Here is a 13,865-nt window from a genome sequence, read left to right as displayed (position 1 = left end):
CCCGGCCTCGGGCGGACCGGTCGCGGTCCGCCCGCGCACCCGTGCGGCGGGCGGACCGCGGTGGCCGGCGCCCCGGATTCCGGGCGTCGGCCACCGCGGTCGTCAGCTGTCCTTCGCGGAGAAGTCCGCGCCGACGGTGAGCGTCACCGACCCCGGCGTCGCCTGCGCCGACTCCGCGATGGTGGTGCCGGGCAGCCGTGCGGCGAGCACCTGGGCCTGGGTCTTCAGGCCGGGCGGGTAGCTGATGGTGGACTTGTCGGTGCGCTCGCCGTTGTCGGTGAAGACGACGGTGAAGCCGAGTTGGCGCAGCTTCTGGGCGGCTTCCCCGGCGAGGCCCGTGGTGCCGGTGCCGTTGAGCACCCGCACCCGGACCGAGCGCGCCGTCACCGGGTTCTTCTCGGCCTCCGCGAACTTCTTCTTCCCGGCGGCGCCGACCTCCCGGTCGTGGGCGAGGTCACCGAACAACTCGCTGGCCTGCGGGTACTGCCAGATGACGTTGGCCTTGTCGGTGGGGACGTCCGCCTCGCGCGGATAGGTGGGGACGGTGAGGAAGGTGAGGCGGTCGCTGGGGATGTCCTTGACCGTGGAGGCGAGGTCGGCCAGCGGCTTGATCCCGGCCAGGTCCTTGTCGGTGGTGAGTGACTTGGTCGCGGAGTCCAGGAAGCCGTAGAGCTCGGTCGGGCTGGTGAGCTTGGACTGGGCCTTGGCCGCGAGCGCCTTCATGAACTCCTGCTGGCGGCCGATCCGGCCGAGGTCGGAGCCGTCGCCGATGCTGTAGCGGGTGCGGACGTAGCCGAGCGCCTTCTCGTCGGTGACGTTCTGGCAGCCGGCCTCCATGTCGAGGTGGGCCTTCTTGTCGTGGATGGCGTGCTTGGGGCAGACCTCGATGCCGCCCAGCGCGTTGACCATGCCCTTGAAGCCCTGGAAGTCGACCGAGACGAAGTGGTCGATGCGCAGGCCGGTGTTCTTCTCGACGGTCTTGATGCTGCATGCGGCCGCCTTGACGGCGTCGCCGCTGAGCCCGCCGAGGGTGTACGCCTCGTTGATCTTGAAGTGGTGGGGGGTGGACTGCGAACCGTCGCCCTTGTCGCAGGCCGGGATCTCCACCCAGGAGTCGCGCGGGAAGGACACCGCGGTGGCCCACTTATGGTCGGCGGAGATGTGCAGCACCATCAGGGTGTCCGACTGCATGGTGGTCAGCCCGCTGCCGTACTTCCCGCCGGTGCCCGCCCGGCTGTCGGAGCCGACGACCAGGATGTTCTTGGAGCCGGGGCTGAGGTTGACCGGCCGGTCGCCACCCAGTTCGCTGTTCACGTCCGCGCCGTGGATGTTGCCGTCCAGGTGCTGGTACGCCCACACGCCGACCCCGGCCGTGCCGAGCAGGAGCGCCCCGAGCACCCCGCCGGTCCACGCCACGATCCGGCCGCGCCGGGTCATCCTGGTCTTCCCGCCCTTGCGGGAGCCGCCGCCGGCCCGCCGTCCGGGGCCGGTCCGCCGCCGCTCGGCGCGGCCGCCGCCCTCGCCCCGGCCCCCGTCGTCCGCCGACCCCCGGCCGCTCCCGTTGCCCCGCCGGGCCGCCTGCCTGTGCGTCGTCCTGTCATGCACGCCGATGGCCCTTCTGGTCCTTCTGGAGCTGGTCTTGCCGAGTGCAGAGGTGCGCGGACGCGGGGGCGGACGCGCCGTCGGTGACGGGCGGCGGTGCCGGCCGGGGGCCTCGGGGTGGTGGCCCGTACCGGTGCGTCAGATGCCCTCGGTGGGTAGCAGCCGCACGGATTCGGGGTCGTAGCGGAGCCATTGGGGACGGCTGCCGTGCGGCACGGTGCGCAGCAGGCACCACGTCTCGCCCGCCGCGTCCGTCCACCAGGCGCTGATCCGGCCCAATTCCCAGGCTCCGTCGGGATATTGGACCTCGACCGGTTGATAGACCCATCGCACTTCCGCCTCTGGAGGCGGGCTGTCCCAGGTCAGGGGTCCGCACCTCGTCGCCATCTCCCCCTCCGGCAGCGCCCGTTGCGCATGTCAGCCGCAACCCTACCGGCAACTTCTACAACGCTGTAGAAGTTGCTTGGTGTGCTCCGGGTCACAAAGTGGTGTCCGTCGCGTGGCGTGCTGGAGAGTCCGGCATCAGTGTGCACTCACCACGGCGTTGCTGCCTTCAGAACGAGGAACAGAGCTACCGACGCGTTCAGCGCGGAGAGCGCGGACGCCGCCGTGCCCGCCGCGGCCACCAGCGCGGCCAGCCCCGCCGGGGTCAGCGCCGGCGGCCAGGTACGGGCCGAGGGCACCGGAGCGAGCAGCGCCGCCACCCGCCGTGGTACCGGCCCGGGTTCGGGCGAGGCGAACTGCACCGCCACCGGGTACGGCGCGGGCCGCGAGATCAGCGCGGCCTTCCCCACCGCGCGGGCGGTCAGCCGCCGGTCGCCGACCGCCCGGGCCGCCTCCTCGTCCGCCCAGCGCTCGGCGCTGAAGGCGACCGCGGAACGCAGCGGCCGCAGCAGCGGGTTGACGCACCCGGCCAGGCGGACGGCGAGCAGGTAACGGTGGTGACGGCAGTTCAGATGCGCCCGCTCGTGGGCGAAGAGGGCGCCCCGCTCGTCCTCGTCCAGGCTCCGCAACATGCCCCGGGACACCGCGATCCGGCCGGCCCGGGACGGCCGCCCGGGTCGGGCGGGGGTGCCGGGCACGGCGTAGGCGTACGGATCGTCGTCCGGCAGCACCGCGGGATCGGTGCCGACCGGCAGGACGTCGAGCGCGCGGTGGGCCCGGAGCCGGATGCGCAGGTCCCGGCGCAGGGCGCCGCCGCACACGCCGAGGGCGGCGGTCAACGCGAAGATCGCCGCGATGCCGGCCACTTCGGCGAACGGCACCGCGGCCCGCACCTCCGGGTCCGACCAGCCGTCCGGCAGCGGGTTGCCGGGCAGTTGGGCGGTGCCGACGACCACCAGGAGGCCCAAGCAGAGCGTGCTGCACACCCCGAGGACCACGGCCAGCAGGGTCAGCAGCCGCGTGGTCACCCGGGGGTGCAGGTGCTGCTCCGCGAGGCGGGCGATCGGCAGCGCGGTCAGCGGCAGGACGAGCGGCAGGAAGACGAAGACGCCCACCGGTCACCCCCCACGGGCTTCGTCCGAGCCGCCCGCGCGGCCCGGCCCCGGGGCGGGACCGGGAGCCCGGCCGTCGTCCTCGGCGCGGGCCAGGAGGCTGCGCAGCACCTCCTCGTCGTGCGCCGAGAGCGCCGAGACGAAGCTGGTCAGCACGGCGTCCCGGTCCGGTTCGCCGTCCAGGACGCGGCGCATCCGCAGCGCCGCGAGCCCGGCCTCGTCCGCCGCGGGGGTCCACAGGTAGGCCCGGCCGGACCGTTCGCGGGTGACCGCCCCTTTGGCGTGCAGTCGGGACAGGATCGTCATCACGGTCGTGTAGGCGAGGTCGTCGCCGAGCCGCTCCTGGACCCAGGCGGCGCTGGCCGGTCCGGGCGCGTGGTGCAGCGCGGCCAGCACCTGCGCCTCCAACTGGCCCTGTCCGCGCCGGGCCCGATCCCGCCCGTTGCCGCCGAGGGCCTTGCCGAAGGGTGTTCCGCCCATGTCGTCGCCTCCCGTCGTGCCGGGCGTCCCGCGGGCTGGGACGCCGGGGCATTTTACGGCGGCCGCGGCCCCGCCGGCCGGCCCGTCCAAAGGTTCGCACCCGCGGGCGTCGCTCCCCGCCGCGCTTACTTCTACACTCCTGTAGTTTTTCCGCCAGGTCCTAGTTCACGACCGGGAACCGGTCACGGCAACCGGCACCGGCCACCACCTGGAGGGAAGCCATGGGAGTCTCGCTCGCCAAGGGCGGCAACGTCTCGCTGACGAAGGAAGCGCCCGGCCTGACCGCGGTCTCGGTCGGCCTCGGCTGGGACGTGCGGACGACCACCGGCGTCGACTACGACCTCGACGCCAGCGCGCTGCTTTGCACCGACGCCGGGAAGGTCGTCTCCGACCGGCACTTCGTCTTCTACAACAACCTCACCAGCCCGGACGGCTCGGTGCAGCACACCGGCGACAACCTCACCGGTGCGGGCGACGGCGACGACGAGACCGTCAACGTCGCGCTGGACGGCGTGCCGGCCGAGATCACGAAGATTGTCTTCCCGGTCTCCATCCACGACGCCGAGGGCCGCGGCCAGAACTTCGGCCAGGTGCGCAACGCCTACATCCGCGTCGTCAACCAGCAGGGCGGCGCCGAACTCGCCCGCTACGACCTGACCGAGGACGCCTCGACCGAGACCGCGATGGTCTTCGGCGAGCTCTACCGGCACGGCGCGGAGTGGAAGTTCCGCGCCGTGGGCCAGGGCTACGCCTCCGGGCTGGCGGGGATCGCGGCCGACTTCGGCGTCAACGTCTGACCCGGGCGCACCGGTCCGACGGCACGGACGGGGCCGCCCGGCGGACGGCACGGGAGCGGGGGCGCAGCGGCCCCCGCTCCCGTCCCGGTCAGACGTCGAACTCGGCCGGGGGGATGCCCAGCGCGAAGCACACCTCGCGCACGACCGCGCGCTCGGTGGGGTCGAAGTCGCCGTCGGCGCCGCCGATGACGATGCCGATCTGGACCACCGCCCGTGCCTCCACCGGCTTCTTCTTCACCTTCCCTATCTCCTGCATCAGCGCGACCTTGCCGAAGTCGAAGTCGGCGGCGAGCTTGTCCAGGCAGCCCTCGAAGCGGAGCCGCAGGTCGTCGGCGGGGAAGTTCTGCAGCGCCTCGTTGGTGGCGATCAGCTGCGCCACCCGCCGTCGCTCCGACGGGTCGACGACCCCGTCCGCGGCGGCCACCAGGGCGCACATCGCCATGCTGGCGTCGCGGAAGGCGCCGCTCTTGAGGTCGTTCTTCTTGGCGACGAGTTGGCTCTGCATCGTCTGCGCGGACTCTCGGATCCGGTCCCAGAGCGCCATGTGAATCTCCTCGGCTGGTCGTGCGGCGAGCATGCGGAGGGCGGGCCCTGGGCATGCTTCACGCATGCGTTTGGTCATGCGTAAGTAAAATCTACAGCCCTGTAGAAGGTGTGCGGATGCCACCCCCGATCGTCATGGCCATCTTTGGCGCGATACGCCCGCACTGTGCGGAGTACGGTGGAGAAACCACCGCAAAGCGAAGAGTTTCCAACGATGTCCGGGATGCCCGCCTCGCGAGTGCCCGAGACCCTACGGGTGAGCGCCATGCAGACCTTCTTGTCCGTGCTCGTGCTGCTGGCCCTGATCGCGTTGGGCGTGCTGTTCCTGATCCGGGTCAACGCCCAGACGGTCGGTCGGCCCACCCCGCACCGGTACGCGCACCTGAAGGATTCGTTCCAGCAGCGGCTGCACAAGCACCCGCACGGCGCCGGCCCCGGGGCGCACCCGACGGGCCCGCCGCCTTCCCGGGAGCCGGGCGACGACCGGTGACGCCGGCCGCCGGCCCCGCCCACCCGTCGCCCGACCACCGCCCCTCGACGACGGGCTTCGCCCGGCCCCTCCTGCCCCCGGCGACCGCGACCGCCGCGGTCGCCATCCGTCGCGTCAGGAGCGACGTATGACCACCGCCCCCGAGGGCCGCTCCCCGCACCCCCGCCCCCCGCAGCACCACGCACCGCCGCCGGTCGCCCGGCTGGCCATCGCCCCGCACGGGGAGGTGACCCGGCGGATCGACGGCGTGTGGTGGCCGCGCTCCACGGACCTGCTCACCGAACTCCCCGAGCTGCTGGCCGCGTTGCCCTTCGAGTGGCCGCGGATCACGCACGCCACGGTGAACGGTGCCGGCTGGCCCACGCTGCCCGGCCGGATCCTCGTCGCCGGTCACGTCGTCCGGCTGCGCCACACCACCAACCGCCCCGGCCCGGACACCGTCTGCCTGGTCGCGGCCGGCCACGGCCGCTGGGACCTGCTGATCCTGGCGCCCGCCACCCCCGAGCCCGACGCGCTCCGGATGCTGGCGGAGACGGCGCGGGCCGGCGTGCCGACGCCAGCCTGACACCACATCACCCAACGGGCGCGACGGTTGCGCGCGGAGCGCGGCCGTCGGTCTCCGGCATACCGCGGGAATCCGGAGCGCGCATCCCGCGGCCTCGCCCCACGGCCCCCGCACCACCGCGAACCGCCCGCTCCGCCGCCCTCCGATCCCCCTGCCGCCTGGGGTTTTCCGGGGGCGACTACTGCGGACGGGTGGTGTTCATCGGAAGAACGCCGATCCGGGGGCGTGGGTCCGCGAATCCTCCCATTGCGTACTCATCATAAGAAAACGCAACAGGAAGAACTCTGTGGATCCCTCCCCGGGATCCCGACCGAAAGAGAGGGACCATGGCTGCGACCAAGGTCATGAAGTTCTGGGCGGTGTGCCTGGCGGTGCTGGGCAAGCTGCTCGCGTCACTGGGGGTCTCCGCCGCGGCCTCCGCGGCCCGCCGGGAGGCCGCGCTCTACGAGCGGACCCTGGGCAGCACCGCCCCGGCCCCGGCCCGCCCCGCAGCGCTGCCCGGCGCCGAACCGGACCCCGATCCAGGTCCGTTGACGCCCGCCGCGGACACCGTCAAGCCGTTCGTGCCCGCCGCGCGCACCGCCCCCGGGTACGGCGAGGCTTCCTCGGTCCGCCGCCGGGTCCCGCTGCCGACACTGCCGCCGACCATCAAGCAGCGCATCCGCGCCGAGGCCCACGGGGCCTCCCCCACCTCCCGCGTCCGACGCACCGCCGCCGCACGGCCACTGTCCACCGGCCCGTTCGGCGACCCCGGGCACCTCGACGCCGCTGCCGCCGCCCCGGTGATCCCGGCCGCCCGGCACCGCGAGCGCAGCACCGCCCATGCCGTGTGAGCCGCACCGCGCATGCGCTCCGGCGATCCGACGCACCGCAGTCCGGTGCGCTCCCCGGCGGCGATCCCCGCGCCAGGACCGGCACCACCGAGCGGCGCCCACAGCCGGCAGCCGCACCCGAAGCAGCACCCCAGGCGCCCCGCCCGGCGTGACCGCGCGCACCACCAGATCCGACGGCGGAGCCCACGACCGGACCCACCACAGACCCGACGGCAGGCCCGCTGCCAGGTCAGACGCCCGGTCCGCCACGAGGGCCGAACCCCGTTCCCCGCGCACCATCCACCGCAGTACCCCCACACTTTGACGTGACGTTGCGTGCGACGTCGAGGGCACGAGGCCGGACACGCGCCGGTGACGAAGCCGTGAACGCCCCATGCGAGGCCGGACAGGAGAAGCCGCCGCAGGCAGCTTCAGACCTCCGGGCCCCGGGGCATCCGAGGCTTCGGACATCCGTGGTTTCACGTGAAACGGCTTATGGGAGAAGGCAGTTCCGCTTCCGGGACCGGGATCGCACCCGGTGCACGATGAGCGGAGTCCCGCCGCCCGGCCCACGATGACGAAGCGCACCGCACGGCCCCGGCACTGACCGGGGAACGGCCGGCACCCTCACCGACCGGCCGCAGGAACCGGCACGGCACACGGGCTCTCGGAAAGAGCACGCAGCCCGGCCGGGACACCGCCGGTGGCGGCCCACGACGCGCGCGACGCCGTCCGTGCCGAGCCGTCGGGAGCGGTCACCGGACGCCGGGCGTCCGCGTCGACGGTTGCGTGCGAGCCGTCCACCGGGTCCGCGCAGGATGTCGTCAGGCCGCAGCCGTCCCGCCCCGGACGGCCCCTTTGGCATGCCCGGAAACCCGGTGGGGGACCGTCCGGGCGCCGTCAGAAGCGCCCTAGGGCAGGATCACCGCGTGCGGATCCGGCTCTGCGGCGTTCCGGGCACCGGCGCTCAGCTCGCGCCAGGACTCCATGGCGAGTCGGAACGCACCGGCCTGTTCGTACCCCGACGCGGCCGCCTGGAAGAATTCCTCGGCCTGTGCGGCGCGTCCGCCGGCGCGGTGCGCGCGGGCGGCCTGGAGCAGACAGCGTGCCCGGTCCAGCGGGGACAGTCCGGCCACGGCGGGGTCGATCGCGGCGGCGTGGCCGGCGGCCGCGGCGGGGTCGCCGTGGCGCAGCGCGCCGACCGTCTCCAGCACGGCCAGCCAGCTCCGCGCCGACGCGGTGTCCACCAGCGCCGCGGCCTGCCGGGTGCGGGCCAGCAGGGCGTCGGCCTCGTCCAACGGGCCGGCGGTGAGCGCCAGGAGGGTCCGGGCGCGGGCCAGCCGGAACCGCTGACGGACGCCGTCCGTCGACGCGATCAGGGTCTCGGCCTCGGCCAGGAGCGCCAGCGCGCCGCCGGTGTCACCGGCCAGGTACTGCGCACCGGCCGCCGCCCACAGCGCACCGGCCCGTACTTCGCCCGCGGGCAGCGGTGCGACCTCGGCGCGCAGCTGCGCCCCGAGCTCGTCGGCGCGGCGCCACTCGCCGCTGTCCACGCACGCGGCGAGCAACACGACGTGGGCCTGCGCCCGTTCCGGCCGGCCGGGCTCCAGCCCGCCGGTGATCCGGACGGCGTCCTCGGCGGCCCGGACGGCGTCGGACAGTCGGCCGCCGGTGCGCAGCAGGTGGGCCAGTTCGACGGCGATGCGGGCGTGCAGCACGGGCGCGGAACGGGTCATCGGATCGTCGAGCAGCCGGCGCAGCGCCGCCTCGTGCGGGGCGGGGTCGTCGAACCGGCCGAGGACCGTGGCCAGTTCCCAGCGGGCCTCCCAGCGGACCGGGTCCTGGTCGCTCCCGTCGGCATGCGCGAGTACGGCCTCCAGTTGGCGCCGGGCCGCGGACCAGTCGCCGGTCAACTGACTGGCCCGGGCGGCCACCAACCGTCCTACCAGATCGAGGCGTTGGGCCTGACGGTCGGCCGGCCGGCGGGCGGTGCTGAGCGCCTCGACGGTGGTGCCCAGCCGCTCCGCCAGGGATCGGACGATCTTGGTGCCGGGGATCCGGCGGCCGTTCTCGACCAGTGAGACGTAGCTGGGGGAGAGGTCCGTCCCGGCGAGGTCCCCCTGGGAGAGTCCCTGAGCGCGGCGGATCTCCCGGACTCGTTGCCCAAAGGCGGGCTGCTCGATCGTCAAGGGAATCGCTCGCAGGTGACGTGGCGGAACGGACGGTGACGGTGAGTCTACTCACGGGCCCGCGCCACGGGGTGATCTGTGGACGGCCCGCCGTCGGCTCGGCCCGCCCCCCTGGCGCCTTGTCAATTTTTGTCACGCCGGCCGTCGCTTGGCCGCCGTGCTCCCTCCCGGGCGTTGACGGTGCACGGATTATCCGCGACCTGCTCGGGTGGTTCATTTTGTCAAAAATCCGGATGTTGAAATTCATGACTGGGCATGACGATAAGAGGTAATCGGGAGTGTTGCCTTCGGGTGAACTGCGCGCTGGTGGAGCGTGGCGTCGACGGGTGAAAGGCGGGGGTGACGAAGCCGCCGTGTTTTATTCAACCGGCTGGCCGGTATTTTCCGGCGAAGGGGAGCCATTCCTTCCTCCGGGCCCCTCTCAGGCAACTCGCACTCAACAAAACCGAACGTCAACGCAAGGGCAGGACACGTCGGTTGGCCTGTGCGGAACGTTCGGCGGGTAGGTCGAATCTGTATCGACTTCTTGTTGACTGCTTGGTAAAGTGCCCGCTATTCGTTGCGACTCGACGACGACGTGGGCACCCGGCCGAAGTCCCGGGCCATTCGAAATCTGAAGGGTTTGTCGCATGCCTGAGCCGGTGGACACCGGGCGGCGAATCAAAGAGCTCCGGGTCAGTGCGGGAATGACCCAGCACGAACTCGCCGGACCGGACATCTCCGCCAGCTACATCTCCCTCGTCGAACGCGGCAAGCGCATTCCCAGCGGCCGCGCCCTGAAGATCCTGGCCGGGCGGCTCGGCGTCGCCATGGCGGACATCTCCGGGGGCGCCGCCCGGGTGGAGTCCGTCGGCCGGGTCCGCCGGCTCGACCTGGTCGGCCGACTGGTCGCGGCCCGCCGCCAGTGGGAGGGCGGCGACCCCGAAGGGGCGCTGCGCGCGTTTCGCGCGCTGGCCGGCACCTCCCCGGTCGGTCGGCCGGACGACGTGTACACCGAGGCCCAACTCGCCATCGCGGAAATACTGGGCGCGCAGGGCCTCGCCGACGACGGTGCGGCCGTCCTGCTGCGGATGCTGGACGGCCTCGGTCCCGCCGGCTACGCGGAGACCCGGGTACGCGCCCTGATCGCGCTGGCCGACCTGTTGGAGTCGGCCGGCCGGGTCCAGGACGGACTGCGGTACGCGCTCACCGCCGCCCTGGAGGAGGCCGTCGCCCCACCGTCGGAAAGCGCCTTCCACTCGCTGTTGCTCCTCGACGCACTGACCCGGTGCGCCTACTGGAGCGGCTGCGCCCATTGGGCGACGGAGACCGGCCTGGGGGAGCCGCCGGCCGACGGCGGACTGCCGGGCCCGCGCGCCGGCATCGCACTCCACCGGGCGCTGGACCTGTGGGACCGCGGGGCCATGGACCGGGCCGCCGCGCTGCTGGCCGAGACCGCCCGCCGGGTCACCCCCGCCGCCGGCTTCCGCCTCTGGGAGGCCGTCAACGGCCGCCACGCGCTGCTGCTGCTCGCCCGTGGCGAGCGGTCCGCCGCGCGGAGCATCGTGGAGCGCGGGCTGGTCGTCGCCTCGGTGGCCCAGGAGCCGGACTTCCCGCTCTGGTTGACGACCGCGGAGGCGGTCTGCGCGGAGTCGACGGGCGACCACGCCCGGGTGCGCGAGCGCGGCGAGCAGCTGGCCGCGCTGCCCGACGGCGGCCGGTGCCACGAGAAGGCCGCCGCGCTGTCGGAGGTCGCGGGGGCCTGTGCGCGGCTGGGCGACCGGGAGCGGGCGGCCGGGTACCTCCGCTACGCCGCGGAGCTGTTCCGCCGGGCCCAGGCGTACCGGCACGCCGACCGGACCCGGGAACGGCTCTCCGACCTCCTGGAAATGCGGAACTGACGCCCGCCGCAGCACCGTTGGTCGCGCCCGTGGCTATTTCCTGGCCTTCTTGCCCGCTCCGAACAGGGCGAACAGCGCCTCCGCGGCGCCGACGACCGCCAGCACCAGCCCGACCTTGTGCAGCGAGACCACCGGCGTCTGCACTTCCTTGGTGGTGAGCCACAGGATGACGCCGACGATCGCCAGGACGGCGCCGGCCGCAATGCCCTTCATGAATTCCCACGTCCTCGTCACTGGTGCGGAACTGGTCGACCGCACCAGCGTCTCGCCTGCCCCGGGCGCGGGGATCGTCCGCGGGTAGGTACTTCCCCCGGCGACGCCTGCCACTTTCTCTGTACGCCGGGTCCTACCGGCGGTTCGGCCGAGACAGTCACATTGCGTTATTTGTCAGTCATGTCTTGATCCGAGTTTTCTGTGTCGTGAGTGGATTCCCTGTCTTCTCGGCAGTCATGACGGGAAGACGGGCGGGTGGTGGTGACGGCGCGTTCCCTGACCCGGCATGTGCACGCCCGCGGGCCCGGCCTCGTGGACCGACGGTGGCGGGCGACGGGGCGTCGCGGCCCAACGGCGCGTGGCGGGCCCGGGTTGGCGACCGCACGGGTGAAAATCCCTTCCCTTGGCGCACCCAGACCTGCCGCCCGACCTGACGGCGGGTTACCTGGTGCCTGCCCCTCAGTCGTGGCGAGCGCGATGCCGCGACCCCGCTGGAGCATGCAGGAGGTAGTACGCCATGTCGTCGCCGCTCGCCGGCCGCACCGCCGGACCGCTCCCCTCCGCCGTGCGCGCCCTGCTCCCCGTGCTGTTACTCCTGGGCGCCGCGGTCGCCTCCGCGGACCCCGCGGCCGCCGCGCCACCACCGTCCTCGGGCACCGACTGGGACCAGATCGCCGCCTGCGAGAGCAGCGGCAACTGGCACACCAACACCGGCAACGGCTACCACGGCGGCCTCCAGATCGCCCCGTCCACCTGGCGCGCCTACGGCGGCGACCGCTTCGCCCCGCGCGCCGACCTCGCCAGCCGCGCCGAACAGATCGCCATCGGCGAGCGCATCGCCCAGGACCGCGGCCTCACCCCCTGGCCCAACTGCGGCGGGCAGGGCACCGCGACCGGCGACCGCGCCGCGTCCGGCCGGGACCCCGGGCCCCCGGCCGCCGACGAGCACCGCACGCCGCCGCGGCGCGGCACCTACACCGTCCGTCCCGGTGACTGCCTCTCCGGCATCGCCGACCACACGGACGCCCCCGGCGGCACCCGCAACCTCTACACCCTCAACAGGGCACGCCTGCGGCACGGTCCGGACCGGATTTACCCGGGGCAGCGGCTGCGGTTGACGTGAGTTCGTCCGCGGGCGTCGCGTCCGCGGCGGCCCGGACCGGCTTGTGCGGGGCGAAGTACGGCATGCAGACGTCGGTGATGACGACGCCGAAGCCGACGATGGCGAGTGCGGTCATCACGGTGCCGAAACGGGCCATGGGGGTAGCCGGCCACCCCGTCGCCGAAGGCGTGCGGTGCGGCGGTGAAGACGACCTGGATGCGCAGATCGGCTGCCAAGAGGCCGAACACCTCTTCCAGTCGCTGGGCGTACGGCAGGGTGTGTGCCACCACCAGCACGCGCTTGCAGTCCTGCACGGTGGACCACTGACCGCGCTGGATCAGTGCCGAGACCGTCGATGTCGCAGACAACTCTTCCCCCATGAATGTCGGTTGAGGACAGTCCGAGACGGGACGTGCCCGGCGCTTCCTGCGCTTTCCTTGCACCGGCCTTGCAGCAACCTTGCTGCCGGGGTGGCGCGCAGCGTGCCCCGGGCGGTCCGGACGCGGTGCGAGGAAGGCCCGTCGCTCCAGGGCCGACACGGTGAATCCGGTGGTCGTTCAGGGTGAACGGGGCGGATCGACCGCTCTGCCGGCTTGGTCGAACTGCGGACTGCCGGTAGCAAGACTCCGGGGTTTTCCAACCGTGAGGGGCAGGATCGCACTGTGAAGAGAGCACGCCGCATGAAGAGGGTGATGGTAGGTCTTTCCGGCCTGCTCCTGGTGGGCGCCGGGGCGTCGCCGGCGATGGCCGGCGGGGACGGGCCGTTCGGGGCGAGCGGCGACACCTTCGTCCGGTTCTTCGCCGGATTCCGGTGCGAGGGGCGGGCGCGCTACTGCATCAACGGCTCGGTGAACAGCGGCAACACGAAGAACGCCGGGAACGTCAGGCTGACCGGGAATCCCAGCAACAGCGGAAGCCCCGTGAACAGCAGCGGTTCCAACAACAGCGGGTCCACCAGCACGGGGACCGCGTCGGGCAGTTCCAACCACATGCAGCAGATCGGGCAGGGCACCGGCAGCCTGCACCTGTAGGCCGTCGACGGCGAACACCACGCGGTGCAGAACCGGGAGTGCGGGTTCTGCACCGCGTTTCGCCCGTCGGGCCGGTCGGGAGCGCGGCGGCGCTCCGGCTCAGCGCAGGACCTTGAGGATCCGGGAGACGTTGTTGCTGCTGTCCTTCTGGGCCCCGTAGACGGTGTTGAGGCTGTTGGTCGAGCCGCTGGCCGTCTCGATGTTTCCGCTGTCCACGGGGTTTCCGTGGTTGAGGAAGTTGTTGCTGTTCTTGCTGTTCCCGCTGTGCACCGGGCCGTTGACGCAGGGGTGCGGCGATTTGGTGCGCGGCGACTGGTAGTTGAAGTCGGCGAGGCGGTTGTCGCAGATCACACCGGAAATCATGCCGGTCACGGTGCCGACGTCGGCGCCCGCCACCGCGGAGAGCAGGGAATCGCCCGGATCGGTCTGCGCCCGCGCGGCGCCGGTGCCGAACAACACCAATCCGCACGCCCCGACGACGGTCCCCGCCTGCACTAGTTTCTTCACGGCTCTCCTTGCCCGATCGGCCTGCTGATGCCAGACGTATCGTGCTGCGGTTGTCCGTCCGCAGCGTTCAGAACCCGCAGGGAGCCAAACGCTCGCGGGCCATATTCAGCCGGCTGGCCCAACGGCCGCGGGCCCCTCGCGGCCGGCCGGAGCGGGGG

Annotated in this window: 15 protein-coding genes; 7 read left to right on the top strand and 8 right to left on the bottom strand. The window is 72.8% G+C overall.

What is annotated here, in order from left to right; translation table 11 throughout:
- Window positions 1-102: 102 nt before the first annotated feature.
- From ABD385_RS10005 to ABD385_RS09990, 4 genes are all read right to left on the bottom strand, one after another.
- Window positions 103-1,437, bottom strand: a complete 1,335-nt coding sequence (locus ABD385_RS10005; protein ID WP_344575021.1) for an LCP family protein — start codon at window positions 1,435-1,437, stop codon at window positions 103-105.
- Window positions 1,438-1,740: 303 nt separating this feature from the next.
- Window positions 1,741-1,935 carry a hypothetical protein gene (locus tag ABD385_RS10000; RefSeq protein ID WP_344574734.1) on the bottom strand — a complete coding sequence of 65 codons (195 nt, stop codon included), beginning with the start codon at window positions 1,933-1,935 and terminating at the stop codon, window positions 1,741-1,743.
- A 200-nt stretch (window positions 1,936-2,135) separates the two neighbouring features.
- Entirely contained in the window at window positions 2,136-3,101 is a 966-nt protein-coding gene (locus ABD385_RS09995; RefSeq protein WP_344574733.1) for a M56 family metallopeptidase, read from the bottom strand.
- Window positions 3,102-3,104: 3 nt separating this feature from the next.
- A complete protein-coding gene (locus ABD385_RS09990) occupies window positions 3,105-3,578 on the bottom strand; it encodes a BlaI/MecI/CopY family transcriptional regulator (protein WP_344574732.1) in 474 nt (157 codons plus the stop codon).
- Between the two features lie 221 nt (window positions 3,579-3,799).
- Between ABD385_RS09990 and ABD385_RS09985 the strand changes: the two genes are divergently transcribed.
- Window positions 3,800-4,375 (top strand): TerD family protein, encoded by a 576-nt coding sequence (locus ABD385_RS09985; RefSeq protein ID WP_344574731.1) that lies wholly within the window; start codon window positions 3,800-3,802, stop codon window positions 4,373-4,375.
- A gap of 88 nt (window positions 4,376-4,463) precedes the next feature.
- Here the strand turns inward: ABD385_RS09985 and ABD385_RS09980 are convergent, their stop codons facing one another.
- The gene (locus ABD385_RS09980; protein WP_344574728.1) at window positions 4,464-4,919 is read right to left on the bottom strand and encodes a tellurite resistance TerB family protein; all 456 of its coding nucleotides are present in this window, start codon (window positions 4,917-4,919) and stop codon (window positions 4,464-4,466) included.
- A gap of 222 nt (window positions 4,920-5,141) precedes the next feature.
- Between ABD385_RS09980 and ABD385_RS09975 the strand changes: the two genes are divergently transcribed.
- The 3 genes from ABD385_RS09975 to ABD385_RS09965 all read left to right on the top strand — a co-directional run bounded on the left by ABD385_RS09975 (window position 5,142) and on the right by ABD385_RS09965 (window position 6,806).
- On the top strand, window positions 5,142-5,408 hold the full coding sequence (locus tag ABD385_RS09975; protein WP_344574727.1) for a hypothetical protein: 267 nt from the start codon (window positions 5,142-5,144) through the stop codon (window positions 5,406-5,408).
- A gap of 127 nt (window positions 5,409-5,535) precedes the next feature.
- A complete protein-coding gene (locus ABD385_RS09970; RefSeq protein ID WP_344574726.1) occupies window positions 5,536-5,973 on the top strand; it encodes a DUF5994 family protein in 438 nt (145 codons plus the stop codon).
- A gap of 326 nt (window positions 5,974-6,299) precedes the next feature.
- A complete protein-coding gene (locus ABD385_RS09965) occupies window positions 6,300-6,806 on the top strand; it encodes a DUF6344 domain-containing protein (RefSeq protein WP_344574725.1) in 507 nt (168 codons plus the stop codon).
- Window positions 6,807-7,696: 890 nt separating this feature from the next.
- On the opposite strand, the gene ABD385_RS09960 is transcribed toward ABD385_RS09965, so the two are convergent.
- Entirely contained in the window at window positions 7,697-8,974 is a 1,278-nt protein-coding gene (locus tag ABD385_RS09960) for a helix-turn-helix domain-containing protein (protein WP_344574724.1), read from the bottom strand.
- Window positions 8,975-9,603: 629 nt separating this feature from the next.
- On the opposite strand from ABD385_RS09960, the gene ABD385_RS09955 reads away from it, so the two are divergent.
- On the top strand, window positions 9,604-10,854 hold the full coding sequence (locus ABD385_RS09955) for a helix-turn-helix domain-containing protein (RefSeq protein ID WP_344574723.1): 1,251 nt from the start codon (window positions 9,604-9,606) through the stop codon (window positions 10,852-10,854).
- Between the two features lie 33 nt (window positions 10,855-10,887).
- Here ABD385_RS09955 and ABD385_RS09950 read toward each other — a convergent pair whose 3' ends face one another.
- Entirely contained in the window at window positions 10,888-11,067 is a 180-nt protein-coding gene (locus ABD385_RS09950; RefSeq protein WP_344574722.1) for a DUF5708 family protein, read from the bottom strand.
- A gap of 517 nt (window positions 11,068-11,584) precedes the next feature.
- On the opposite strand from ABD385_RS09950, the gene ABD385_RS09945 reads away from it, so the two are divergent.
- Entirely contained in the window at window positions 11,585-12,190 is a 606-nt protein-coding gene (locus ABD385_RS09945; protein ID WP_344574721.1) for a transglycosylase family protein, read from the top strand.
- A 671-nt stretch (window positions 12,191-12,861) separates the two neighbouring features.
- Window positions 12,862-13,200, top strand: coding sequence for a hypothetical protein (locus tag ABD385_RS09940; RefSeq protein WP_344574720.1), 339 nt, complete (start codon window positions 12,862-12,864; stop codon window positions 13,198-13,200).
- A gap of 99 nt (window positions 13,201-13,299) precedes the next feature.
- Here the strand turns inward: ABD385_RS09940 and ABD385_RS09935 are convergent, their stop codons facing one another.
- Window positions 13,300-13,707 (bottom strand): hypothetical protein, encoded by a 408-nt coding sequence (locus tag ABD385_RS09935; protein WP_344574719.1) that lies wholly within the window; start codon window positions 13,705-13,707, stop codon window positions 13,300-13,302.
- Window positions 13,708-13,865 lie beyond the last annotated feature (158 nt).

Origin of the sequence: Streptomyces lunalinharesii, assembly GCF_039532155.1 — a bacterium.
Lineage (GTDB): Bacteria > Actinomycetota > Actinomycetes > Streptomycetales > Streptomycetaceae > Streptomyces > Streptomyces lunalinharesii.
Note: the sequence above shows the minus strand (reverse complement) of the source record. Positions and strands in the feature narration are given on the sequence as shown.